The sequence below is a fragment of the Acetivibrio clariflavus DSM 19732 genome (assembly GCF_000237085.1).
Lineage (GTDB): Bacteria > Bacillota > Clostridia > Acetivibrionales > Acetivibrionaceae > Acetivibrio > Acetivibrio clariflavus.
Genome location: NC_016627.1, coordinates 966,976 through 992,897 on the forward strand (window position 1 = coordinate 966,976; position 25,922 = coordinate 992,897).

The 25,922-nt window shown below is 33.1% G+C and carries 24 protein-coding genes and 4 pseudogenes; 26 read left to right on the top strand and 2 right to left on the bottom strand.

What is annotated here, in order from left to right; genetic code table 11:
- Positions 1–9: 9 nt before the first annotated feature.
- From CLOCL_RS21445 to CLOCL_RS04075, 8 genes and pseudogenes are all read left to right on the top strand, one after another.
- Positions 10–1,355 (top strand): annotated as a pseudogene (locus CLOCL_RS21445) (polymorphic toxin-type HINT domain-containing protein); the annotation flags it as partial.
- A gap of 54 nt (positions 1,356–1,409) precedes the next feature.
- Positions 1,410–1,691 carry a hypothetical protein gene (locus CLOCL_RS21990; protein ID WP_207636340.1) on the top strand — a complete coding sequence of 94 codons (282 nt, stop codon included), beginning with the start codon at positions 1,410–1,412 and terminating at the stop codon, positions 1,689–1,691.
- A gap of 127 nt (positions 1,692–1,818) precedes the next feature.
- Positions 1,819–2,133 carry a hypothetical protein gene (locus tag CLOCL_RS04050; protein ID WP_014254154.1) on the top strand — a complete coding sequence of 105 codons (315 nt, stop codon included), beginning with the start codon at positions 1,819–1,821 and terminating at the stop codon, positions 2,131–2,133.
- 1,003 nt (positions 2,134–3,136) lie between these two features.
- Positions 3,137–3,508, top strand: coding sequence for a 1,4-dihydroxy-6-naphthoate synthase (locus CLOCL_RS04055; RefSeq protein WP_014254155.1), 372 nt, complete (start codon positions 3,137–3,139; stop codon positions 3,506–3,508).
- Between the two features lie 345 nt (positions 3,509–3,853).
- Positions 3,854–4,090: a hypothetical protein gene (locus tag CLOCL_RS04060; protein ID WP_014254156.1), complete on the top strand. Its 237-nt coding sequence runs from the start codon at positions 3,854–3,856 to the stop codon at positions 4,088–4,090.
- A 168-nt stretch (positions 4,091–4,258) separates the two neighbouring features.
- Entirely contained in the window at positions 4,259–4,768 is a 510-nt protein-coding gene (locus CLOCL_RS04065; RefSeq protein WP_014254157.1) for an immunity 42 family protein, read from the top strand.
- A 310-nt stretch (positions 4,769–5,078) separates the two neighbouring features.
- Positions 5,079–5,258: an Imm6 family immunity protein gene (locus CLOCL_RS04070; protein ID WP_027622614.1), complete on the top strand. Its 180-nt coding sequence runs from the start codon at positions 5,079–5,081 to the stop codon at positions 5,256–5,258.
- Positions 5,259–5,271: 13 nt separating this feature from the next.
- Positions 5,272–5,604 (top strand): hypothetical protein, encoded by a 333-nt coding sequence (locus CLOCL_RS04075; RefSeq protein ID WP_027622615.1) that lies wholly within the window; start codon positions 5,272–5,274, stop codon positions 5,602–5,604.
- A gap of 455 nt (positions 5,605–6,059) precedes the next feature.
- Here CLOCL_RS04075 and istB read toward each other — a convergent pair whose 3' ends face one another.
- Together istB and istA are read right to left on the bottom strand one after the other, a co-directional pair.
- The gene (istB, locus tag CLOCL_RS04085) at positions 6,060–6,830 is read right to left on the bottom strand and encodes an IS21-like element helper ATPase IstB (RefSeq protein ID WP_014253722.1); all 771 of its coding nucleotides are present in this window, start codon (positions 6,828–6,830) and stop codon (positions 6,060–6,062) included.
- 16 nt (positions 6,831–6,846) lie between these two features.
- A pseudogene (istA, locus tag CLOCL_RS04090) lies at positions 6,847–8,297 on the bottom strand (IS21 family transposase).
- Positions 8,298–8,666: 369 nt separating this feature from the next.
- Between istA and CLOCL_RS04095 the strand changes: the two are divergent.
- The 18 genes and pseudogenes from CLOCL_RS04095 to CLOCL_RS04170 all read left to right on the top strand — a co-directional run bounded on the left by CLOCL_RS04095 (position 8,667) and on the right by CLOCL_RS04170 (position 25,919).
- Positions 8,667–9,230, top strand: a complete 564-nt coding sequence (locus CLOCL_RS04095; protein WP_014254159.1) for a She9 / Mdm33 family — start codon at positions 8,667–8,669, stop codon at positions 9,228–9,230.
- Between the two features lie 22 nt (positions 9,231–9,252).
- Positions 9,253–10,599, top strand: a pseudogene (locus CLOCL_RS22745) (HINT domain-containing protein); the annotation flags it as partial.
- A 137-nt stretch (positions 10,600–10,736) separates the two neighbouring features.
- Positions 10,737–10,910, top strand: coding sequence for an HNH endonuclease (locus CLOCL_RS23000; RefSeq protein WP_245532882.1), 174 nt, complete (start codon positions 10,737–10,739; stop codon positions 10,908–10,910).
- Positions 10,911–10,932: 22 nt separating this feature from the next.
- Positions 10,933–11,610, top strand: coding sequence for a hypothetical protein (locus tag CLOCL_RS04110; protein WP_014254161.1), 678 nt, complete (start codon positions 10,933–10,935; stop codon positions 11,608–11,610).
- Positions 11,611–12,681: 1,071 nt separating this feature from the next.
- Positions 12,682–13,596: pseudogene (locus CLOCL_RS23005) on the top strand (polymorphic toxin-type HINT domain-containing protein); the annotation flags it as partial.
- A gap of 12 nt (positions 13,597–13,608) precedes the next feature.
- Positions 13,609–13,791 carry a hypothetical protein gene (locus CLOCL_RS04120; RefSeq protein ID WP_014254162.1) on the top strand — a complete coding sequence of 61 codons (183 nt, stop codon included), beginning with the start codon at positions 13,609–13,611 and terminating at the stop codon, positions 13,789–13,791.
- Positions 13,792–14,369: 578 nt separating this feature from the next.
- Positions 14,370–14,759, top strand: coding sequence for a hypothetical protein (locus CLOCL_RS04125; RefSeq protein WP_245532840.1), 390 nt, complete (start codon positions 14,370–14,372; stop codon positions 14,757–14,759).
- Positions 14,756–14,932, top strand: a complete 177-nt coding sequence (locus tag CLOCL_RS23010) for a hypothetical protein (protein ID WP_245532841.1) — start codon at positions 14,756–14,758, stop codon at positions 14,930–14,932. The genes CLOCL_RS04125 and CLOCL_RS23010 overlap by 4 nt, the downstream gene beginning before the upstream one ends.
- A gap of 21 nt (positions 14,933–14,953) precedes the next feature.
- On the top strand, positions 14,954–15,508 hold the full coding sequence (locus tag CLOCL_RS04130; protein WP_014254164.1) for a hypothetical protein: 555 nt from the start codon (positions 14,954–14,956) through the stop codon (positions 15,506–15,508).
- Positions 15,409–15,888, top strand: coding sequence for a hypothetical protein (locus CLOCL_RS22410; protein WP_169313374.1), 480 nt, complete (start codon positions 15,409–15,411; stop codon positions 15,886–15,888). The genes CLOCL_RS04130 and CLOCL_RS22410 overlap by 100 nt, the downstream gene beginning before the upstream one ends.
- A 377-nt stretch (positions 15,889–16,265) precedes the next feature.
- Positions 16,266–16,775, top strand: coding sequence for an SMI1/KNR4 family protein (locus CLOCL_RS04135; RefSeq protein WP_014254165.1), 510 nt, complete (start codon positions 16,266–16,268; stop codon positions 16,773–16,775).
- A gap of 234 nt (positions 16,776–17,009) precedes the next feature.
- Positions 17,010–18,521, top strand: a complete 1,512-nt coding sequence (locus CLOCL_RS04140) for a tetratricopeptide repeat protein (protein WP_014254166.1) — start codon at positions 17,010–17,012, stop codon at positions 18,519–18,521.
- Complete coding sequence (locus tag CLOCL_RS04145) at positions 18,521–18,844, top strand: hypothetical protein (protein WP_014254167.1); 324 nt, start codon at positions 18,521–18,523, stop codon at positions 18,842–18,844. Before CLOCL_RS04140 ends, CLOCL_RS04145 begins: the two co-directional genes overlap by 1 nt.
- A 17-nt stretch (positions 18,845–18,861) precedes the next feature.
- Positions 18,862–19,188, top strand: coding sequence for a WXG100 family type VII secretion target (locus tag CLOCL_RS04150; RefSeq protein ID WP_014254168.1), 327 nt, complete (start codon positions 18,862–18,864; stop codon positions 19,186–19,188).
- Between the two features lie 16 nt (positions 19,189–19,204).
- A complete protein-coding gene (locus tag CLOCL_RS04155) occupies positions 19,205–19,504 on the top strand; it encodes a hypothetical protein (protein WP_014254169.1) in 300 nt (99 codons plus the stop codon).
- Between the two features lie 87 nt (positions 19,505–19,591).
- Positions 19,592–20,956, top strand: a complete 1,365-nt coding sequence (locus CLOCL_RS04160) for a hypothetical protein (RefSeq protein WP_014254170.1) — start codon at positions 19,592–19,594, stop codon at positions 20,954–20,956.
- A 23-nt stretch (positions 20,957–20,979) separates the two neighbouring features.
- Positions 20,980–24,183: an FtsK/SpoIIIE domain-containing protein gene (locus CLOCL_RS04165; RefSeq protein ID WP_014254171.1), complete on the top strand. Its 3,204-nt coding sequence runs from the start codon at positions 20,980–20,982 to the stop codon at positions 24,181–24,183.
- 2 nt (positions 24,184–24,185) lie between these two features.
- Positions 24,186–25,919, top strand: a complete 1,734-nt coding sequence (locus CLOCL_RS04170) for an FtsK/SpoIIIE domain-containing protein (protein WP_085951481.1) — start codon at positions 24,186–24,188, stop codon at positions 25,917–25,919.
- Positions 25,920–25,922 lie beyond the last annotated feature (3 nt).

Sequence of the window (25,922 nt, forward strand, 5' to 3'; positions counted from 1 at the left end):
GGTGATTAAATGGCTACTATAGCGTTGTATGCCAATAAAATCAATCAAATGCCTGGGTTAATAAAAGATGTTAAAAATTCTGTAGTCAATTATAAATCAGAATTATCATCGCTAAGAAGAAAAGCTTTAAATATTAATAAAAGTGTATGTAATTTAGATGACGTCATAAGTTCCATACAATCGTCTTCTCAGACTCAGGAAAAGAAAATTACTACACTCGAAACATTTGGTAGTAAAAGCGAAGAATTCATATCAGAAGCGGTACGTATTGATGGAGAAGCAGCTGCAGTCATCAATGAAAGGAAAGATGATTTCTATGAAGAATATTATTATTTAAAACCTGATTGCGAGAAAAGCGGTTGGGAGAAATTTCGCGATACTTGCAAATCGGTTGTAGATTGGTGTAGAGAAAACTGGCAATCAATTGGGAAAATTTTAGTTGCTGTTGTAATTGTCGTAGGTTTGGGAATTGCGGCTGCATTGACAGGCGGAATATTAGGAGTTATATTAGCAGGTGCGTTCTGGGGTGCTTTGTCTGGAGGTTTGATAGGCGGCATCATGGGCGGAATCATGTCTGTGATGAATGGAGGTTCGTTTTTAGAAGGTTTTGCGGATGGAGCGTCTACCGGAGTGCTTACAGGAGCGCTAACCGGAGCTGCATGTGCTGGACTAGGTGCTTTAGGTGCTACATTAGGGAAGAGTATACAATGTTTAAGTAAATTAGGAAAGGCAATATCGGTTACATCAAAGGTATCGGCAGCTATTTCCCTTGGAATGGATGGATTCGATTTATTAGCTTTGGGAATATCTTTATTTGATCCAACTAATCCGCTGGTTAAATTTAATCAACAGTTGCATTCCAGTGCACTATATAACGGATTCCAAATATTTGTTAATGCACTTGCAGTTTTTACAGCTGGAGCAGCATCTACGATGAAGTGTTTTGTTGCAGGAACAATGATATTAACTTTGGCTGGGTTAGTAGCAATAGAGAATATAAAGGTAGGCGACAAGGTAATTGCAACAAATCCGGAGACTTTTGAAGTAGCTGAGAAGACAGTGCTTAAAACTTACATCCGAGAGACAACAGAGCTTTTGCATTTGACAATCAACGGAGAGATAATCAAAACAACCTTTGAACATCCGTTTTATGTTAAAGATGTTGGTTTTGTTGAAGCTGGAAAACTACAAGTAGGGGATAAATTGCTTGATTCAAGAGGCAACATTTTAGTAGTGGAAGACAAAAACTTGAAATTACCGATGAAGCTGTAAAGGTTTACAACTTCCAAGTAGAGGATTTCCATACGTATCATGTTGGAGATAATAGCATATTGGTTCATAATGCAGGATCAAACTATAGTACAAGTAGAGTTCCTCATAGAACTAAGCCCCGAATAGAGGAAGGAAATTTGAATGAAGGATGGAAACATATAGATGCCAGACATGTAACTGGAAATCATCCTAAGGGATCAGGTGATTTATTTCCATCAGGCACAACAAGAAAGCAAATTGAAGATGCTGCACAAATAGTAGTTAAAAAAGGAACTCGAATTTCTGACCCGTCTAAAAGAATACAGACTTTTGAGAAAGTAATTAAGGTCAATGGACGCAGAGATTTAGTAAGAGTCATTGTTGATGCAGATGATTTTAATAGAGTTATTACTATTTTTCCAGTAAGAGGAGGCGGTTAAAATAATTAAGTTAATTTTCTCTTTTGATGAGCATGTAGAAAATCTTTCAGGATTTGATTTAGGACATATTGATATTATATTTGAATCAAGAATAATATCATCAAGAAATAGAATTCCTGATCAATCAATGATGTTGTTTATAACCGTTACAGATTTACTTGATGGTTATAGAAAGTTTTATGAGAGCGACAAAATTAAAGAATATACTTGTGTTGGAGCAGATTCTTCATTTAGTATTTCCTTTAAGAAGAAAAAAGGTGATACCGTAAGTATTGAGGTTGATAAGGAATTTTTATGTGAAATGGATAAGAATTCATTAGCAAAAATTATTTTTGAAGCAAGTAGTAATTTTGTAAGTAAATATATTGATAGAATACCAAAAGATGATCCTGTTGTAGAAGACATTATTAATTCTCTTTCCGATTTTGAAAAAATTTTATAGTACAATTAGATGCAGAGAACTATACATTAGGTGTAACAGAAAACATACTTATTGATTTGAATAATAAATATTATTAATTAAGAGATGGTGTCAGTATTAATGGGATCAGTGATAAAATTGATAATGTTCAAAAGAACTATGATACTCTATTAAAGAGATGGATGGAAAAGTTATATCATTACAAAGGTAGTTAATACAAGCTTACCTATATTGAAGATTTTAGAGCCTATATTATTGAATATGCTAATATCTTAAGAACAATGTATTTGAAGATGAATATACATATTCAATAGATTTAGGCCAAAATAAATTTATCGAAAAACTTAAGGCAGATTTACTTAAGTATTACTGCTAAAATCAAATTGATTCTATGATCAAAGGTCACAACTAGGTTGTTGTGGCCTTGTTATTATAAATTGAAAATGTAGATAGCGTAGACTGAGAAAGACATATATGTTATAAATATTTTAAATTATACTAATATTTTAGAATTTCTATTATTTCTATCTTAATTTTTTTACCTCATTAGAAAATTTAATATAGGAACAGAGTTATGAATCAAAAAGTAAAGATTTTTTGCTACTTGGTTTATTGATAGTTTACCTACTAGGCCGAATTTTAATAAAAGATGTTTATAGTTTAGTTCAGCGGATAAAGTTAAGTATGATAGACTTATAAATGGTAATGGAGAGTTGAATGACATATTTCATTTTTTTATATTGACATCTATATTACTATAAGAAAAACAAGACAGTATATTGAAGATGGCATAGAATATCTGTAATAGATAGAGGCATTTATATTTTTTATTGCGGGATGGTAACATGATTTATATAATAAATATAGGTATTGCAGTAAGGTGTCGAGTAAAATTTGCCTAAAGAGTAATTAAAGAGCAGTTTTCAGAGCTATGCTTCATGCAATTTAAACGGGTGAATTGCAAACTGGTGAGACATTTGACAATAGTTCGATTATAAAATCACCAGAACAAGGAGTGAGAAACATGAAGGAATATGATGATTTATATTGTAAAATATATGTAGATACAGACTTAGATATTGAACAGCTAAAGGATAAAATTACTTCGGTAGTTTCAGGAGAAAAGGTACTTTTTAGAACAATTGCCACAGCATTTGGAGAAATTGATGTAAATATAAATGAAGATTTCGATGAGAAAAAGAGAAATTTAGAATCAGATGGTTTTATTTATTCAAGATATTATTTAGATATTGAACCAATAGAAGGTATTGAACAACAGGAGTATATATCTCATATTGGAGAGTTGCTTAAGTCGCTGTGGAGTAGTGGCTTAAAATCTGTTGCAGCATGTGATTTTGAAGAAGAACTCCCTCAAAAAGGAGGATATGGTAGGTAAGTAATAAATGGAGGCTACATAGCTTTTTGCTGTTGTGGCCTTTATTATATTACAAGTAAGAAGAATGGAAAATTTTATTTACAGTGTTGCATCGCAGGATTTACACATATATAAAGTATGCTAAATATATTTGAAATTTAGAATAGCAAAGTTTTATGCGCTGGGAAATTAAAAAAGTAAGTAGGATTTAAGGTGTTTTTAAAACAAGAAATTTGGGATTTCAAAAGCGTAAGAAATATTGAGTAAGGCTACAAAGAGATATATTAATAGCAAATGTTATATAATGTCCAGATTTGGAGAAAAGATAGAATAATATATATTCTTAATAAAAATAGGTGCGCTATTATGGCACGAATAATATGTAAGTGTGGAGAAATTCTATCAAATACGCTTGCTCCTAATGATATTCAGCTAAGAGTATATACGGATAAAGAGTGGGATGATATTATAAATATGGGACAGATTGATTCATTAGATATACCTGAACCTAAGATTGATGTTTGGCGTTGTCCAAAATGTGAGAGACTTTACTTTTTTGAAGAAGATAATAAAGCAACAAGAATTTATAAACTCGAAGAATAATTTTTATTTCAAGATTAAAAATAGCCAAGATGAATGCTATCATATATAGAAATGAAATATTATTACCAGATTGCCAGAAAATGAATAAGGTGATATGATGCGCTCATATCAAAAGTTGTCTGTATAAATGGTGAGGTAACTGCTATTACCAATGAAAGGGTGATAATTATGATATTAGGTGATCCATACAAATTTTCAATCATTATAGATGCTGTAAATGAATGGAATGTAGATGACGCGTTCGATAATGGGATCTTAATATTTTGTATAGATGAAGATTTTTTCCCAAAGGAGACTATTACATCAACTCTAAAATCGGAGATTCATTATCTTAAGGAAAAGCTTAAAAATCTTACTATTAATGAAGAATTATACAATATGCAAAAAGATAAGGCATTTATTGAAATCTATAATATAACATTTCCTTATGATATAAATATTGATAATGACTACCGCTTTGATATATCTCCACAATCATTTGCTGATAATGATTGCTTTGTTTTTGCGGTAAGTAATGGTGAACAAGTAAGGATAATGGCTTCCAAGTTGGATTATATAGTAGAAGATTCTAGACATGATCTGAAAGGTATAAATGTAAGTGAAACTTTTATTGATATTAGTGAGATTAACAAGATAATATTGGAAATTGATAATTTTTGTGGATTTGGAATCAAATAATTTATTTGACATAATAGCAGTTAAAACATCGTGCTAATGTGAAAGTAAAATATGACTATTTTTAGGTAAATTCAGAGGCTACAAGAATAAAATCGTAAAATAATAGGATGTAAAATTTTTAAATTACTTTATATTTTTCAGTCTGTATTTTTGCTATAAGCGTAATATGTTACACATAAGAAAGGATAAATTTGTTAATACGCTTGTAGTTTTTTCAACTGAAGTAGCTGAGAATACAGTACTCAAAACTTACATACGAGAGACAATGGTAAGTATATTTGATAATAAATAGGTGACATAGACGGATTTTATGAGTAAGGCTACTATTAGAGCTAGGGTAGCTTTCTACTTAGCTATTGCACAGAAATCCTTTGAAGAATTATCAAAAGATGATAAAGGATATTTAAATACAAGTGAAGCATTGGACCAATGTTGGAGTTTGCTTGACTACATGACAGGCTTATCAAGTAATACCTGCAAAATTCAATAGCTTTGTGAATAAGGTGATAAAGGACTATAACGTCTTAAGTGATGAACAATTTTGGAAGAAATACAATTTAAAAGAAATTTGGTTTGAATTGGAAGAATATAAGCGACACAATAAAGATAGAAATATTGTATTTTTGCTTGTAGATAAAGAATTTATTTTTCAACTGGATTATAAAGAAGACTTGATGGATTATATAGAAAATATACATAATTATTGGCCAAGTCAGGAAATTAAGTTAGTAAGCTTTGAATTGGACAATGATCAGCAGTATTATGCTTATGTGCCGAAAAGTGCGATGATTAATTCACTGTATGAAGTAAAAGTAATGGAAGTGGAAAATGAGTAAGATAATTGAAAGATTATAGAATAATAAGATATAATGGGATTTATAAAGAACTTTGATATAAAAAGTCTTGCATTCAAAAAAATATCTGGAACAGCTTATGCAATTGTTATTGTCAATAAAAATTCCCCAAAAAGGGGAAAGAATTTTCCCCACTTTAAAAAAGATAAAAAAACTCTATGTAACAGAGAAAAAACTTTTTCAAGAATCCAGTTTACAACGAGCCTCCCCCATATGATTACATGCCAGTGAGACCAGCCCACCATACCCCGTAGGTATTTCTTTTAAGTAGGGCTGAGGGGTATGATAAACTGGCCTGCCTTAACAGGCTATCATATGGGACCCATCTCATTATAAACCGCACTTAAAAAACTTTTTTCACGCTTTTAGTATACTACATACCTAATTGTTTGGATAAAATAAATATGTTTTTGTCAAAGAACAGTAACTTGCTAATTTTATTCATTCTCTTGCACTTTTGTGGATATAGCTTTAAGGCTTTCCTTGCTTTGCTTCATTCGATAGCTTTCGCCTTTTATAACTACAAAGTGACAATGATGAATAAACCTATCTAATATTGCTGTTGCTAAAACTGGGTCGTAGAATATTCTACCCCACTCATCAAAAACTTTGTTTGAAGTTATTATTATAGAGCCTTTCTCATATCTTCTCGATACGATTTCATAAAAGTCATCTACGCTATTCTGATTAAGCTTTTTTAGTCCTAGTTCATCTAGTATAAGTAAATCTGGATTTGTGTAGTACTTCAGCCTTTGACTAAAAGAATTGTCGGCTCTCGATAAATATAAGTCTTCAAGCATATGGTTTATTGTTGTAAATAATACATTGTATCCTTGAGATATAGCTTTTACTCCAAGTGCTATACCTAAATGAGTTTTTCCAGTACCTGGCGGTCCTATGAAGGCTACATTTTCTTTCTTGCGGACAAATTCACAGGTTGCCAAATTGTATATAAATCTTTTATTAATAGAGGGCTGTTGATTAAACTGATATTCCTCTAGTGTCTTTATTTGAGGAAATTTTGCCTTTTGCATCCTCTTTTTATTACCATTATCTTTGCGGTTTGAAAATTCATCACTTAAAAGCAGTTCTAAGAACTCCATGTAAGACATCTGCTCTTTGATAGCTTGCTCATTTCTTGCCTCCACTGTTTTTATGAACCCCGATAGCTTTAACTGCCTTAATCTTGAAAACATTAAATCATTCATCTTTTTTTACCTCATCTCAATTTAGAAGTTTTGAATACTCTGATAATGGCCTTGATAAAAAGGTTTCTTCAGAGTTAATATATGTTTGGTTTGTTTCTACAGGCAGCAAATCAATTCCCTGTTCACAAATTCGTTTTACCGTTTTATATTTCAGTGCATTGTACATATATGCCCTATGGCAGGCATTATCAATAGTAGCATTGTCATACTTTTTCTTTAAGGAAATTATTCCTGCAATAGCTCGATAGTTATATTTTGTTTCTACCTGCTCTAAGAATTTCTCAAAAAATATAGCTGCATGTTTTCCAATTTCACTCATTTTCTCTCGATATCTTGACTTTATCTCATTAGCCGTGATATTTTTATAATCAGGATAATGATTTTTATCTGTGAAGAATTTGCCCTTTTCATTCTTTTCTACGGGATGAAGGGCTATTTCTTTATCCTTATATACTGCCTTAAGTAGATTATCTATGATAACAATATCAACCTCCTCACCAATGTATGCATACGGTACAGAATAGTAGTTCCCCCTATATGAGATGTGACAGTTTGGCATCACAGTTGCCGAAGTTATTTCAGATATGTTGTATTCTTCCGTAGGAAGAGGGAGAAGTTTTTCTTTTTCATACGAATTGAATTCTTCAGATGGAACTTTTTTTGTTGTACCGTGTATTCTAACATTAGCTATAGTCTCAAGCCACTCCATTAAAAACGCTTTGGCCTCATCAATATCTTTAAATTCTCGTGCTTTAAAGCAGTTATCCTTCACATATTTTATATTTGATTCTACCTTTCCCTTATCAGTAGGTGTTGCTACCCTACATGGTTCGGGAGAAAATCCATAATGAGAAGCAAATGCTGCATAATTTCTTTGAACAACAGGCTCATAAAAATCAGCTTCCAATACAGCTGCTTTAAGATTATCGATCTTTACATTCTGTGGTACTCCTCCAAAATATCTAAAAGCTTTTTTATGACAATCTATGAATGTTGAAATACTCTGATCAAATACAATTTGAACATACATATATCTGGAATAGCTGAGTTCCATTACAAAAACCCAAGCCTTTTTGTACTTGCCGTCCGGAAGTTTAATAGTGCCAATATATCCAAAGTCCACTTGTGCCTCTTCACCGGGAAAACTGTGTAGTACCATATATGCTTTAGGTGGAGATTTTTTATTTTAGCAACATATTTTTTTACAGTGTCATAACTACCCTGAAATCCAAATTCTCGCACTAAATCCTGATATATTCTTATTGCTTTTAAGTCTTTAGTTACTTGTATCTGAATATATTCCTTATATGGATCAAGTATTGAGCAAGTTTCTTTTCTTTCAACAATTCCTTTCTCATTAAGTTCATTAAGAACCCGTCTTACGGTCTTTCTGTCAATTTCAAGTATTTTTGCAATTTGTGTCTTGTTATATCCTTTTTTTGATAAAGTTTGAATTGTTGTATGCATCGCTACCCCCAACATTATTATCGACTCCCACTTATATAATTAACATTATGTTAATCTACAAGCAGAAGTTTGTGAATAGGTGGGGAATTTTCTTTCCCGAAATCGGGTAATTTAATTTTACCACTGACATGCAATGAATGTTATGTTTCTATAATAATGACATTAATTTCAGCGAAATACAGACTTTTGAAGTTAAAGCTACAGCCTACGATTGAAGGTAAATTCTTGATTTTTTGCTATAAGAGTAATATACTTATAGGTAAGAAAAGGTAAAGTGAAGATATGTGAAAGTTTTTGCAAGATATGTATTCTGCTAAAGATAGAAAGAATTAAGATTATTTATATTGATGGCTTTGGAGGGGAGTAGTCATGGACTACAGTTATTATTATAATAATGCCAGACGCAGATATTACGAAGCTTGTTCAGAAATTAGCAACTGTCAAAACAGAATAAATGAATTGAAAAGTCAACGTCAGCAAAAAATCAATCTTATCAATCAGCTTAAAATTGATATTAAAAACCATGAGGAAGCCTTTGAGGGAGTAGGTCAAATAATCAAGAGTGAAGAAGAGCTTAACAAAAAAATTGCTGACATTTCCAATAAAACCAACCAAGCATCAGTTAATTATAGTGGAATGGTCCGTTCTAGCAATGTAACCAACAAAAATCTGAATGAAGTTTACAACAATGAAATGACAAATACAAAACGAACATTGAACAACATATTTACAAGCCTTAAAAGAAAAAAAAGCGACTTAAACACAAAAATTATAGATTTGAAAAAGCAATTACAGGATGCTGAAACCGAATTACAGAATATAAATAATAGAATAGCTGCGACAGAGTCTGATTTGCAATATTGGAAAAGGGCCAAAACGAGTGCCTCATATGACATGGAATACTATAGGCGTAAAATGAACGAGGCGGTATGATATGTAAATTAGGGGGATTAAAATGGCTACTATAGCGTTGTATGCCAATAAAATCAATCAAATGCCTGGGTTGATAAAAGATGTTAAAAATTCTGTAGTCGATTATAAATCAGAATTATCGTCGCTAAAATCAAAAGCTTTAAATATTAATAAAAGTGTATGTAATTTAGATGACGTTATAAGTTCCATACAATCGTCTTCTCAGACTCAGGAAAAGAAAATTACTTCGCTTGAAACATTCAGCAATAAAAGCGAAGAATTCATATCAGAAGCGGTACGTATTGATGGAGAAGCAGCTGCTGTCATTAATGAACGTAAAGATGATTTCTATGAAGAATACTATTATTTAAAACCTGATTGCGAGAAAAGTGGTTGGGAGAAATTTCGCGATACTTGCAAATCGGTTGTAGATTGGTGTAGAGAAAACTGGCAATCAATTGGGAAAATTTTAATTGCTGTTGTAATTGTGGTAGGTTTAGGAATTGCGGCAGCATTGACAGGCGGAATATTAGGAGTTATATTAGCAGGTGCGTTCTGGGGTGCTTTGTCTGGAGGTTTGATAGGCGGCATCATGGGCGGAATCATGTCTGTGATGAATGGAGGTTCGTTTTTAGAAGGTTTTGCGGATGGAGCGTTTACCGGAGTGCTTACAGGAGCGCTAACCGGAGCTGCATGTGCTGGACTAGGTGCTTTAGGTGCTGCAGTAGGGAAGAGTATACAATGTTTAAGTAAATTAGGTAGGGCAATATCGGTTACATCAAAGGTATCAGCAGCTATTTCCCTTGGAATGGATTCGATTTATTAGCTTTGGGAATATCTTTATTTGATCCAAATAATCCGCTGGTTAAATTTAATCAACAGCTGCATTCCAGTGCACTATATAACGGGTTCCAAATATTTGTTAATGCACTTGCAGTTTTTACAGCTGGAGCAGCATCTACAATGAAGTGTTTTGTTGCAGGAACAATGATATTGACTTCGGTTGGATTAGTAGCAATAGAGAATATAAAGGTAGGCGACAAGGTAATTTCAACAAATCCGGAGACTTTTGAAGTAGCTGAGAAGACAGTGCTTGAAACTTACATACGAGAGACAAGAGAGCTTTTACATTTGACAATCAACGGAGAGTTATTTAAAACAACCTTTGAACATCCGTTTTATGTTAAAGATGTTGGTTTTGTTGAGGCCGGAAAGCTGCAAGTAGGTGATAAGCTGCTTGATTCTCAAGGCAATATTTTGATAGTGGAAGACAAGAAGCTTGAAATGACCGATGAGCCTGTTAAGGTTTACAACTTTTAAGTTGATGATTTCCATACTTACCATGTTGGAGATAATGGAGTATTGGTCCATAATGCGGACTATAAGCCAACGGGACCGTATTCTCATTTGGAGGATCCGAAAAACGTTGGAGAAGGGAAGGATTTTACACCTGCACAAAAGGAAAAAATAATTAAAGCCAATAAAGAAAGAAATGGTGGTATTGTTTTATCTGACGACCCGAATGATGTGATCAAGGGGGAGCTAGTTAGGCCAAGTAAAAGTCAGAAAGGAGTTGTTCCACCAGATAATGAATGGCAAATAGATCACATAATTCCTAAAAGCAAAGGCGGAACTAACAGTTATAGTAATGCTCAAGTGTTGTCGCGCAAACAGAATAGATTAAAATCAGATAAACTCTAATGAATAAGTGAGGGGCGAAATAATGAATATAAACGAGATTAAATGGACCAAAAATCAGCTATGGAAAGGGTGTATTTTAGCTTCAATTGCACATGCAATTATGGTTGCACATTATCCTGAACTTTCAAATGAACATTCTTGGGATGGAATGAATTATAGTGTTCAGGATAGTTCGGGTACTAGAGGTACAATTACTTTCCATCCGCAATATTGTATTGGGGCTTTTCGAAATGAGCATAGTAGCCGTATATTGGGAGATGCAACTAATTACATAAAATATTTCCAAAGTGCTTCCGATGAAATTGTTAAGTTAGCAGAGGCTGAAACCCTACAATACTTATTGGATAAGGTTGATGAGAAGATATTACCAGTTATTACGACTGCTTTTTGGGGATATGAAAATAAACTATTTACAATAGACTCATTTGAGGATATGTGGCAAAATGGTGGTTTTCTATTAGAAAGACAAATTAGTGACTTTAATTCTGCAGTTAATGGGTGGATAGAATATTATGATATGTCAGATGTTCAAGTTAGCTTGTTAAAATCGATATATGTTCGTAAAATCGCTAATCCTAAAGATAAGATAATACTATCAAAAGATGAAATAGATATGATAGAAAGTAGAGAACCTGAGGGACTTAAAGAAAGCAAGATTTCATTTGAAGAAATTAATATTACTTTTGAAGTAGTTCTGTAAAAAAGACATGTTTTAATAGAGTGTGTATAAGATTAATGATGGGTAAGCATTGTGTATAAAGTTTTCATTTCTGAATACAGAATCATATATAATTTGAATATTTGACAGAGTATAGTTTCAAAGATAAAAAATTTGAAACTTACTCTGTCAAAATGGAAATAAAATCTTCCTTACAAACTTTTTATTACTACCTATAGCTATCTGTAACTTTCAAAAAGACACTTTTAAATTCAAATTCAGCAAACTTGTGAAAGTTTTAAAAAGTATTTCTGAAGAAATTAGTATTAGAAAGGCTATGTTATAGTACAATAAATCTTTGTAAAATCTCCAATTTACACAGTTCATAATTTTGTTGAATTCTTTGGTTTTCCTCTATAAATTTATGGTAAATATTTCACAGAGAAATAGAATTGGAGGTTACAGAAATACTTATTTAAATGCTCTGAGTTTGCAGTTCGGATAAAGTAAAAAAGGAACAGGTGATTTTTGAATATTATAAGGTTTTGTATTCAGTTTAATGTAGAGAAAGAACTGAGATTATTTATATTATGTTTTTGGTAAGAAATAGTCATTATTATAGTGATGCTAGACGTGATATTAAAATGATTTTTGTGAAATTGGAAACTGTAAAAATAGCAATTACGGAAATAAGTAACTAAAAATACTAATTAACATCTTAAAATTTAATATAAAAAGCAGTAGGGAGCTCTTGAGAAAATAAGTTAAATAATAAACATCGAGGAAGAAATCAATAATGGAATTCTCTACATTTTTGAAAAAGACATCTAAGTATCCATTAATTGCATAATTATAATTATAGTAATATAGCGATTTGGACAATGTAACTAAGGAAAAATCTAAACGAAGTTTAGAACAATGTAATGATGAATAAAAAATGAACATTAAATTAAATATTTAATATCTAAAACAAAAGAACAGCTTAAATGCCGAGATAATAAAGCTGAGAAAATAATTGAAAAAAATTAATGATAACAAGCAGAATATGAATTACAGCATATAAATAATAGAATATTTGCGACAGAGTCAGGTTTGAAGATAATTTAGGCGATCCTTACATCAAAAGTATCAGCAGCTATTTCCCTTGGAATGGATGGATTCGATTTATTAGCTTTGGGAATATCTTTATTTGATCCAACTAATCCGTTGGTTAAATTTAATCAGCAGATGCATTCCAGTGCGCTATATAACGGGTTCCAAATATTTGTTAATGCACTTGCAGTTTTTACAGTTGGAGCAGCATCTACAATGAAGTGTTTTGTTGCAGGAACAATGATATTGACTTCGGTTGGATTAGTAGCAATAGAGAATATAAAGGTAGGCGACAAGGTAATTTCAACAAATCCGGAGACTTTTGAAGTAGCTGAGAAGACAGTGCTTGAAACTTACATACGAGAGACAAGAGAGCTTTTACATTTGACAATCAACGGAGAGTTATTTAAAACAACCTTTGAACATCCGTTTTATGTTAAAGATGTTGGTTTTGTTGAGGCCGGAAAGCTGCAAGTAGGTGATAAGCTGCTTGATTCTCAAGGCAATATTTTGATAGTGGAAGACAAGAAGCTTGAAATGACCGATGAGCCTGTTAAGGTTTACAACTTTTAAGTTGATGATTTTCATACTTACCATGTTGGTGATAATGGGGTATTGGTTCATAATGCAAATAATTATGTTGATGGAGGAAGACCATCCAAAACATTATCTGAATGGTTAGATGATAGCCCAGAGTGGCGGAAAATTGATCTAGATAATACACAAGTATTTTATCGAACACCAGAAGAAGTAGCACAGATTAGAAAATTATCAGGGGAGAGTGCAGGACATCATCCACATGGTTTGGCGCTTGGTGGTCCGACAGGGCAAAAACTAACACCAACTGGAGAAACTTTGTTCAATAAAAATCCTATGCACAGTAAAGTTACAGCATTACAGAGGAAAATAATAAATAAGATTAAAAAGACGATATAGAAGGGAACTTTAATGATTGATGGTTTTGTAAAGTGGTTAAAAAATAATAGTTGGTGTGTTTATGAATATGATAACAGTTTAAAATTTGATAGATTAAAAGACGCATTATCAAGATATAATTTTATTGAAGAATCTTATTTAGAATTTTTATCTATTGTTAAAAGTGCTGTTAATGAAAAGGATGAAACTCTATGATGCGTGTACTAGCTGATTTACATAGAACAGTGATATATACAGTTGGTACTCCAATTAATAATACTTTATGCTTGCTAATTGCTGAGCAGGCATATATTTTACCAATTATTATCTAAGCTAAATTAAATAAATGCTTTATTTTGTAAGAAGAGTATGATTATGAAGATGAAGAGTAAGAAGTAGTGGATTAGACGGACTTAAAGAAAGTAAGATTTCATTTGAAGAATTTAATATTACTTTTGAATTAATTCTATATAAAAGCATGCTGTAAATGATATTACTATCAATTACGCAAATATGAAAGAAAATCTAACTTATTTGTGTCCAGTTTTTGTGAAATCTAACTTTTAAGTAATACTTTGATTCACAAAGAATGTGATTTTAATTGATTTTATGCTAAACCTATATTATAACATTACCAAGCAAGGTAGAATAAGGGGATACAGTTTTTTTGAATGTTCTGATTTAGTAGATAAATAAAAAGAGAAAATAAAGCAATATTTTATAATTGCTATAAGATTTTGTGTTTTGCTTGATGGGGAAAGATTAAGTTGTTTTGTCTTGGAAGGGGGATTGCTTTGGATTACAGTTATTATTATAACAATGCCAGACGCAGATATTATGAAGCTTGTTCAGAAATTAGCAACTGTCAGAATAGAATAAATGAATTAAAAAAACAACGTCAGCAAAAAATCAATCTTATCAATCAACTTAAAATCGATATCAAAAACCATGAGGAAGCCCTTGATGGAGTAACTCAAATAATAAAGAGTGAAGGAGATCTTAATAAAAAAATTGCCGACATTTCCAACAAAACCAACCAAGCATCTATTAATTATTGCAGTATGGTCAGTTCTAGCAATGTAATCAACAAAAATCTAAACGAAGTCTACAACAATGAAATGACAAATACAAAACGGATATTGAACAACATATTTTCAAACCTTAAAACAAAAAAAGTAACTTGAATGCAAAAATTATAGATTTGAAAAAGCAATTACAGCAAGCTGAAGCTGAATTGGATGATATAAATAATAGAATAACGGCGACAGAGGCTAGTTTGCAAGAGTGGAAGAGAATTAAGACAAATGCCTCATATGATATGGAGTATTATAGACGTAAAATGAATGAGGCGGTTTAGTACGATATTTGGGGGAGTTAAATGGCGACTATAGCGCTTTATGCCAATAGAATCAATCAAATGCCGGGATTGATAAGTGATATTAAAAATTCAGTAGTTGATTATAAATCTGAATTATTCGCACTTAAGACAAAATCTCTATCTATTAATAAAAGTGTATGTAATTTGGACAATATTATAAGTTCCATACAGACCTCTTCTCAGACCCAGGAAAATAAAATCATTTCGCTTGAAACATTCAGCAATAACAGTGAAGAGTTCATGTCAGATGTTGTCCGTATCGATGGAGAAGCAGCCGCTGTTATCTATGAACGAAAATATGATTTCTATGAAGAATATTATTTGAAGACTGATTGCGAGAAAAGCAGATGGGAAAGGTTTTGCGATGCTTGTGCATCAGTTGTAAAGTGGTGTAGGGAACACTGGAAACTTATTGTTACAATAATAATTGCTTTTGCAGCAATCGTGGTTTTAACATGTATTTCAATAGATGCACCTATTTTGGTATTTATGACAAAGGGTGTAATATTAGGCACTTTGATGGGGGAATTCTTGGAGGAACGATTACTGCATTAAGAGGCATTTCGTTCTGGGAGGGATTTGAAGATGGAGTAGTTTCAGCTGGTGGAGCTTCGCTAATTAGTGATTTTGGTGATATTTTAATTAAAGGCGAAAATATTTCGTTTGGACAAGTGATTTTTAATATAGGATTTTCTGCTATATTAGGTGCCTTGTTCGCTGGTGCTTTCCATGGCCTTGCTAAGAGCTTTAGAGCATTGAGTTTAAACTTCAGTAAGGGTATAAGCACAAATAGAGGCCCTGTTGAATTCGCTACACCTAAGGATAATATGAATGCTAGAACGATTGCTCAAACGAAAGCATATGTTAAGGGTTGTAATAAAGCTTTAAAAGCTGGAGTATTATCTTCAACCGGAAGGGTATCAACTCAAGCTTAACTTAGTCTTGATGTTAGCGCAGCTGCGAGGTTAAAAAGAGCACTTGCTGCAGCATCAGGGAGGCCATACAAGGACATGCCGGTCACGTACCTGATACAACATGGACTGGTACTCCACAACCATACAGTTGGTTAGATTTAGATCTTTCGGTTAATCTTAGTCTTGGTCGTCAGGCACTTAATTATCCTATTGGTTATCAACCAACGAAGCTTGTTTATAAAAGTCCATTTTTATATGATATTTTCCAATCTATCTGGGGTGTTTTGGCGGAACCTGTCGTTAACGGTTTTGCTAAAGAGTAGAGCTGTAATTGGATGGAAGTATATACTTTAAATGTACAAAAAAGTTGGAATAACGAAAAATAACAGGAGAAAAAGATGAAAGATGAAAAAGAATCAAACTTAAAAGATTGGAAAGATAAAATATCTGTTATGGTGTTGGTGAAACAGGAAATACAACGACTTGATAAAATGGGTATTTGGCCACACTACCTTCCTGAAATTGCAGCAACTGAAGAACAGTTGGCCTCAGCTGAAAAATATTTAGGTCACAGTATTGATAAAGATTATAGGGAATTTTTGATGTGTGCAAATGGCTGGAAAGGTTTTCTGCATACAATTGATTTGTTTGGCACAGGAGATTTGATTGGTTCGAGCTTGATGGATTATGTTTTGAGAAACCTTGATGTAATGGATGATGCTGCTAAGTTATCTGAAACTTCAGGATTTTTAAAAGAGGAATTATTACCGATTGCAGCTACGCGTGAAGATATAGACTTATTTGTAATAACCCGAGAAACATCATCTCATCCTGGAATTGTTATTTGGTTTGCTGGCGGAGAAGTAGAGAAGTTTCCCAATTTTAAAGAGTTTTTTAGCTATGACTGATTATAATCGTTTGGAGATTGAGCGATTAAAAAAATACATTTGATTTTATTTTAAGCTTACAAAATTTACTATACTATAATAATGATAAATGCTATTATTAAAGACTTATTGAGAGAAAAGCGGGCTTTGCGATGTTTTTATAAACTGAGTTGATAAATATGTTGGAAATTGCTTGGATTATATATTAGGTCACAAGAATTCCATTATTGAGAAAGAACTTTATGGAGGTAACATATGAACGTTAAGGAGATAATAGCTGATTCGCATCTTGCATTTCTGAATCAAGAAAACGAAACAGCTTTGAGATTGGCAAATCAAGCAATATCTTTAGACAAGACTAACCCGGACGCATATAAATGTGCCGGAAACGCTTGTATGTCATTGAATCGCTATGAAGATGCTGTAAAAAACTACAGTTTAGCTGTTAAATATGATCCAAACAATGGCAACAGGTATTTTGACCTTGGCTTTGCTTTAGCTGCTGCTGAAAAATTGGCCGATGCTTTAAAAAATCTTGCCAAAGCGGAAGAATTGGGTTGTGTTCCGGAAAATCTTGTCCAGCTTTATAATTTGCTCGGTATTCTTTGTTTTGATATAGGAAGATACGATGATGCTCTTGTAAACTTAAGTAAAGCGGAGCAGCTTATTGGCCCTGATATTGATATTCTTCAGCGAAAAGCTATTATATACGGTATAAAGAATGACATTAGGAATGGGCTATTGACAGCTAATCAGATTAAGTTAATTGCTCCGTCTGAATATACCGGTTATAAAATTGCATTAAAGCTATTGATTCAGGCAAAGCGCTTGGATGCTGCACAGAAAGAAATTGAAAGGGCAAAAAAATATGCAGCACCTACAATGGATTTCTATTTTGATTGTATGACTTTTGAGCTAGAAAAATACAAAGAGGATAATGATAAAGAGCATTTTAGAGATGCCCTTGCCATAATCGAAAAAGCATTAAAATTTGTAAAACCAACTGTGAAAGATGTAATTGAAAGTTACATTAATGCAGCAGAGTTATATCTACAGCTTGAAGATCCCGACAGGACCATAGAGTGTCTTAATGCTGCACAAAACCCTATTGGGGCATATAACAACGGCTTTGAGATAATTATAAAAACTTATGAACCTGCTACATTGACCGAGTATGATATCGAAGACATGATTGAAGCCGATAGGCAAAAAATTGAAGATCAATTTGGCGATTATGGCTTGGAAGAAATGGTTGAGAGTATTGAACCGGATGAAGAGGGCAATAGGGAATACTTAACAGAAATCGAAGACGAACCGCAGAATAATGAACAGGATAATGCAGAAGCATATAAGTTCAACGAATTTGAGCAAGTTGAATATTCAACTGAAAATATAGACCAAATAAACAGACTATATATTGGAGCGTATACAGTAAAGAAGGATTTTGACAAAGTTATTGAGTATGCTAGAAAATTACAAGCTAGTGAGAATACTCATAGCAATTACATAGGAAAATATACTGAAGCTAATGCCATGAAGGAACTCGGTTTACCGGATTGGACAGAAAAATATGAAGAAGTAATTAAATTCTTTAGAAATGCTATGATAAAAGATCCAACCGATCTAATGGCTGTTACTTTCCGTGTTCAATGTTATATAGATATTGGACGTTATGATGAAGCCGAACAGCTTTGCAATCTTTTATCGAAAGAAGTAAAAAATTCATTACTTGAAAAAATTAATGAAGCCAAATCTGGGGGTGATTAATGTTGGGATTATCACAAGATATACTTCTTGATGATACGGCTTTTAATACCGCATCATCTGAAATGAAAGCGTTAAAAACTAGGACAGAAGCTCTTAAAACAAAGCTAAAAGTAATGTACAGAGAATTGACAACAGCGCTGGATACTCCTGCCGGAAGGCAAGTTGAAATAACTGCAGAGGAAGTCCTGATTAAACCAATTGAAGACCTTTTACTTGTAATTGAGCATGTTTCCGATACTCTAAACGAGATAATCGGAACAGGCTATTATAAAGACATCTTTATTAAGTTTGAACAACTTAACCAAGATATTAAATTTGATTAATTTAAGGAGGGTTATCTATGGCAATGGGAAGTACAGGTACTGTGAATATGACACCTGAGATGCTTAGAAATGCATTGAGTGTGATTGAGGAGTACCGAGCAAACACAAACAATTTACACACACAATTAAGTGAAACAATAAGTACATTGCTTTCAACTAGCTTCAGCGGTAGTGCAGCGGATGGTTTCAAATATTTTTATGATAACAGCATTGAACCGGCTATTGGCGAGGGTTTGACCAAGTTGTTAGACACGTTGAAGCAAATTGTGGAAGAAACTTTAAAGGCCATTCCGGACGTTGGCGGTTTGGATGACCAACTTGGTGAAGGAAACAGACAACAATAAGAAGGAGTGATTAATAATGGCAGGTTGTAGAATAGTTAATGCAGGTATGCTTTCTGCAGTACAAGCAATTGCTGATATTTCCAAGCAATATAAAGCCGCAGGTGAAGCTTTTATTAGAGATTTTAATAATGCTATTAACGAAATGGAAGGTGCGACAAAGGATGCACTCAAAAATTTCGTTGATACTGATGTGTATAAATTTGTAGTTGAAGATTTGCCTGCTGCAATTGATGGTATGTCTCAATTACTTGAAGCTAACAGAGAGAATTTTGAGAAAGTCGATGAGCAAATAGCACAAAGTATAAGTGGCGGCTAATTGTAGAGAAGGGGATTAAAATTAGCCTTAACCATTATAACATGGTTAGGGCTATATGAGATTTTTTATGTGAAGGGTGGCTTTGTTATGGCATTTAGAATACTTAGCGATGAAGAAATAGCTTTGCTTGATGACAAACAGAGGAAACAATATGAAAAAGAACTTTATATATATCAACAAAGGGTTGCTTTTGTTGAAAGGATTGAGGCACATGAAAAAGCCGATATTCCGCCTTATGAACCTAAATTGGAACCAATTTCAGTTATAAATGGAATTGAAATTAAACCTTTTATTAGGCCGGAATATGAGAGGTCTGTTTGTGATCCGATAGTCAAGCCTGAGCTTCAAGTTAAAACGTTGGAAATGGCTGAACCGATTGAACCTATTTTGCCTGTAATTTCAAAGCGACCTGATATTCATGTTGACCATATAAAAAAGGTAGAGGACATTCGACCGGAAGTATTTTCCGTTAGTAAACCCGTTATTCCCGAGAAGCACTTTGAAAACACTGAAAGAAAGCAACCTGATTTTCCTGAGGTTGCAAAATTAAATATCTCAGTTAAAGACTACAAAGGGGCAGGAGAGGTTAAATCAAATTTGCCGAATGTTATGAAACCTACAACTCAAATAGATTTTTCTTTTAAATCGGTAGGTTTTGATTATTCTGATATAAAAGAAAGTATGCCGGATGTGTTAATGCCAAGAATAGAGTTAAATTCTTTTGATATGCCGGAAAAAAATTTCTATGATTTACCTCAAGTGGCTGTTTGTTTTGATGATATAAAAGATTATAAAAATCCGGAAAAGAATGATGTTTTGTTGCCTCAAGTAGCCAAGCCCCATATTGATATTAATTATTTAGAAAAAGAAAAAACAATTCAGGCTGATTTGCCTAAATTACCCAATATATCGCAAGTTGAAGCGGTATTTAAAAGGCCTGAGAAGTCCAATGCTGAATTACCGGTAGTTGTAAAACCGAGTATTAATACCCGTGTATTTAAGAAAACAGAAGTTACTGAACCGTATTTGCCTAAAAATCCAAAAATCAGGGTTGAATCGAAAGAATTTTTAAGACCGGAAATTCAATTTTCCGATTTACCTTCAATTGCAAGATTAGAAAGCGAGATAAAGTCTTTTGAAATACAAGAATTTCAGGTTCCTGACTTACCTTCTATCGAAAGATTAGATAGAGGAATAAAGTCTTTTGAAAGACCTGAATTAAAGAGGTCTGATTTGCCGAGGGTTGAAAAGGTGGGTATTGTGGCTAAGAATTTTAAGCAATTGGAAATAGCAAAGGAGAATATTGTTGCTACTGAGCCACCGAGAATTAACATCAAACCCTTTGAAAAAATTTATAGCAAAGTTTCAGGATTACCGGACAGAGTTGTTATAAATATTCCTGATGCCTATGAGAAATTAAAACAACTGTTTCCAACAACGAATGAAGATTAAGGAGCTTTGGAAGGATCAAATTTATGAAAAACAATGAGATTATAATTTCAGTTAAATTTAAAAGTGATAGTTTTTCTGATGAGTTATCTTTTCTTGTTCTAAAGGATATTACTCTTAAAGCACTTATTGAAGCGATATATTACGGATTAAAAAAAGCAAATGGTTATGAAAAGCACTTTAATCTTGTTGAAAAATATTTAAAAACTCGTAAAGAGTTACAAGTATTATACAATGCAAAAGGTGACTTCAATATAATTGATTTCACCGAAGAGATTGACGGGACAAAAATATTTAATAAAAAGTTGGATGAACTTGGATTTGTAACATCAAGTTGTGTTTTGTTCACAACGGAAACCAAAGTAATACCTATGCCATTATTCCAAAAAACTGAAAACAGCTACATACTGAAATCGGATAATTCCTTAGAATACAATATAAGTACAAGACGTTTGAATGTTATTGAGCCATCGGTAATTGAAATTATTCCTCACGGTGAGATGCCTAAAAAAGATAAATCTTCCTTCTTGGATGTAGTTATTCCCACTGCTTTGTCTACCGGTGGAATGCTAGTGGCTCGCTATCTTATTATGTTGTTAGCCCCAAGAGCATCAAGTTTGGGGAATACTATGATTTTAATGTCTGCAGCTATGGGTATAGTTGCACTTGTAACTACTATGTATAATTTTATGAGGCAAAGAAACAATTATAAAAAGGATGTAAAGGTTTGGAAAGAAAATTATGAGAATTATATTCATAGAATAATAAATAGAATAAAAGAGTGGCAAAAAAGTGATATAAAATATCTAAACAGTGTATATCCGAACATGGATACACTGTTTAAGAATACTGCTGAAATTAACAGCAGCATTTTTTCACGCTCGCAGAATGATAATGACTTTATGGTAATATCTCTTGGAATGTCAGATGAAGTTAAGCCCTTGTTTGAGATAAAAAGCGAGAAAAAAGACCACATATTTTACGATATATACTACAAAAAAATCGGAGATAGAATAGAAATACTGATTCCTTCAAAGAAGGATGAAAAGAGACGCAAAAAATTATCACCGGATGAAAGAGCTGAAGAAGATAAAAATAAGTTTATGCTTACAGATTTGGCATATAATTTTGCCAATAAGGATGGTGATATTGGTTTTAAATATTTAAGAAGCGATGACGGAAGCAAACCTCCACTGCTACTGGATTTAAAATCTTGTGGTGCTTTGGGGGTAATTTCTAATGATATCCAGACATCAAAGAATTTTATTCAACATATAATATTTGAACTTGCTTATTATCATTCACCGGAAGATTTGCAATTTGTGTTTTTCTTCGAACAAGAAGATGACCCAGCGAAGCAAAATGAAATTCTGCAAAATTATAAATATTTACCCCATGCCAATGAACTCTTTGACGGAATTTCACAGTTCGTATTTGATAAGGATAGTGCCGGTATTGTCTTTGGTCAGCTACTTAGCATAATGAACGAGCGTGTCAAATCTGATGGCGAAAAAAATGAATCACTAAATTTAAATCAAAAGCATACTCAAATTGTTTGTATTGTCTTTTATGACTACAATATCAAAGAAACCGGTTTTTCGAAGTTTTTGCCGGAGGTACCGAAAGAAGGTGAACCTTATGTAAATTCTAACGGGCTTACTTTCATTTTCATACAGCCGGTTAAAGATAAATTGCCTAAGTATTGCGGGAATATTGTCGAAATTCACAAAGACAATCCGAAGGGAAGGAGATGCAGCTTACGATATAATATCTTAAGCAGAGAAACCCTTAATGTTTTAAGTGGTGGAGAAGATGATATCTCTAAAGCTAATGATACGGATAAAATAATTGAATATAAACATTTTCAAAACGACTACATATTTGACGCAGAAAAGTATAAGGAAAAATTCAATCTGGCATTTAAACAGTTAAGTGCCATCTATTATACGAGAATTGCCGAAAATGGTAAAGTTCCTTCAATGGTAACTTTGTTTGAACTTTATGGTTATAACTCAGAAAAAATAAAAAAAGGCGAATTAAAGAAAAACATATTGGAAAATTGGAAGAACATAGAGAAAAATGATGTTACCCGAAATCTTAGTGTAGCGATTGGAAAAAATGAGCATGGTCCGATATATCTTGATTTGTATGAGAAAGCAGACGGACCGCATATGCTTGTTGCCGGAACGACTGGATCAGGAAAATCCGAAACAATAATAACTTACTTGATTGGCTTGTGTATGAAATTTTCTCCGATGGATTTAAATTTAATGCTCGTTGATATGAAGGGCGGAGGTTTTTCTGATCGTTTGGGGAATTTACCTCATTGTGTTGGAGTTGTAACCGACACCGCTGGTGAGGAAGAAGGTACTTCTGCAGCATATATGTTAAAACGTTTCCTTGAGTCTCTTAATGCAGAGATTAAGAGACGAAAGCTGTTGCTCTCAAGCCTGGGAGTGGATAATATTGACTCTTATATCCGAGCACTCCGTGTTATTAGGCAAATAAAGGAGTTAGAAAATCAGCCTAATACCGGTGAGGCAATTGAGAAGTTGAAAAAGAAACTTAATGAGAAGCAAATTAAGGCATTAAATAAGGATTTAAAAGAGTTTTCTTACCTTTCTCACCTTGTTTTGGTTGTTGATGAGTTTACCGAGCTTAAGCGTTTTTCCAATGAAAGCAACGACACGGATTTCATTGCTGAAATTACTACAATTGCACGTGTAGGGCGAACACTGGGTTTTCATATAATTCTTGTTTCGCAAAATATTGAAGGTGCTATTACAGATGATATTAGGGTAAACTCTAAAGCAAGAATATGTCTTAAGGTTGCAACAAAACAAGCATCAAAAGAAATGATAGGCAGTCCGGCTGCAGCTGCACCAACGATGCCTCTGAATGGACGTGCATATTTACTTGTTGGTACAGGAACGAGGTTTGAATATTTCCAGTCAGCCTATACCGGTTCCAACAAAAACCTGGATATCGAGGCTCCTGTGCTAGTAACACAGGTTCCGAATTCAGGAAGATTTAATACCGATTTTTATTCTTCAAAAAAAGATAATGAGAAGGAAAAGAAAAAGAATGAAAATATTAATGAGCATGATACCCAGCTTAGATATATAACCAATACAATAATTGAGATAAGCAGAGACATGGAAAAACCTCGTCAGATATTTTTACCGCCGCTTCCGGAAAAGATTTTTGATGAGACTAAATGGAGGTATTAAAATTGGGTATTGAAAAAATGCTGTGTACCTTAGGCAGATTTGATATTCCTATAATTCAACTACAGCCGCCTTTTGTTGTTGATTTGCTGGATTCCAACATAGCTTTGTTTGGAGCTGCCATGAGCGGAAAAACAACCTTTATCAGAACATTGATCAATATTCTTCATAAGCAATATGACGAAAAACAAGAGCAGATATTTATTCTCGATTTTGGCGGTGCTTTATTTGAATGTAAAGATTTACCTTTGGTTTCTGCTTATTTTGATAATTCAAATGAGGAGTATGTAAAGCGTGTTTTTAAGATTTTGGATAATATTCTAAGGGATAACATAAAAGAGCTGAACGGGAAAAACTATCGAGATTCTGAAGTTCAGCCTCCCCATACTACTTTTATAATTGATAATATTAATGCTTTTATAGACGAACCAAGATATACAGCATATCAAGAAAAACTGGCAAAATTATGCCGTGAAGGATTGTCAAAGGGCATTACGATTGTTATAACAGCACTTGATACAAAAGGTGTAATACCTTATCTCGGAAGTTTTAAGCAAAAAATTGCTTTTGAAATGCCGATGGACAAGTATTCGGAAATTTTTAACGGAAAGGTAAGTTTAATTGGCAATAATCCCGGTCATGGATTTGCAAATGTAACGGTTAAACCGGAAGGTATTACGGGTACATTCCGTATGAATTTACCCTATGAAGTCCAATGCTTTTTTCCTTATAAACCGAAAAATGCAGATGGGGCCGGGGATACAGAAGAAAGCTTTGCTGAAAAGATTAAAGAGAAATTTAATTTTTCAGAAGGAAAATACCTAAAATGCGTAAAAAAATATTGGACTTTTCCTAAAGAACTAACAAGAGAGGAATACGAAAGACTTAAACAAACTCCCAAGAACGAATCGAAGGAATATAAGCTTCCTGTAAGTGTTGGCTTAGATTATGTTAATTTTTATCCGGTAACGGTTGATTTGGAACAATCCCGTGTTATTGCAATTTACGGCAAAAAGGAATTCGGTAAGACGAATTTGCTTAATCTGTTGCTTAGCGGCTTTGCCCAGCAAAAACAGGAAGCTGAAATTGTTTTTTTTGATGACGGTAGAAATCAACTCGAACCAATCTATAATAACTTAAAGGATAAACTGAATTGTAAGTTGATAAATAAGTTTGAAGAAATAGAATTGCGTTTTACCGATGACTCGAAAAAAACTAGAAAACTATCGCCGCTTCAGCAATTCTATGTATACTTGAATGAGAAGCATATTAGCTTGGATAAACCGAATTATATGGCAGATATCTACGGAGTTAGTAAGATATCGTCTAAAGAATATCTTACGATACCTGACTGTTATGTTGAACGTGCACCGTTTACGGTGTTTGTAATACAAAGTAAATTGGTTTATTTGAATGCGAATGAAAACAAACGTTTTATTAACACTATTTTGCCTCAGTTAGTGTCTGTTGCGGAAGAACGAGGGTATTTATTTATATTTTCCGATGTGCAAAAGATTGGCGATGCAGAACAGAATTCCTTTTTTAATAACACTATTACTACAGCCTTTTTGCTTGATAATATTGCGGAATTTGCAGGAGAACGCGGGCAAAAAACTATATTTGGAAATATGGACATCAAATCCTTAAAAGAGGATTATGCAAGGTGTGAAATAGGTGATGGATACTATTACGATGTTGAGGCAGATAATTTATTAAAGCTAAAATTTATAAAATATTGAGAG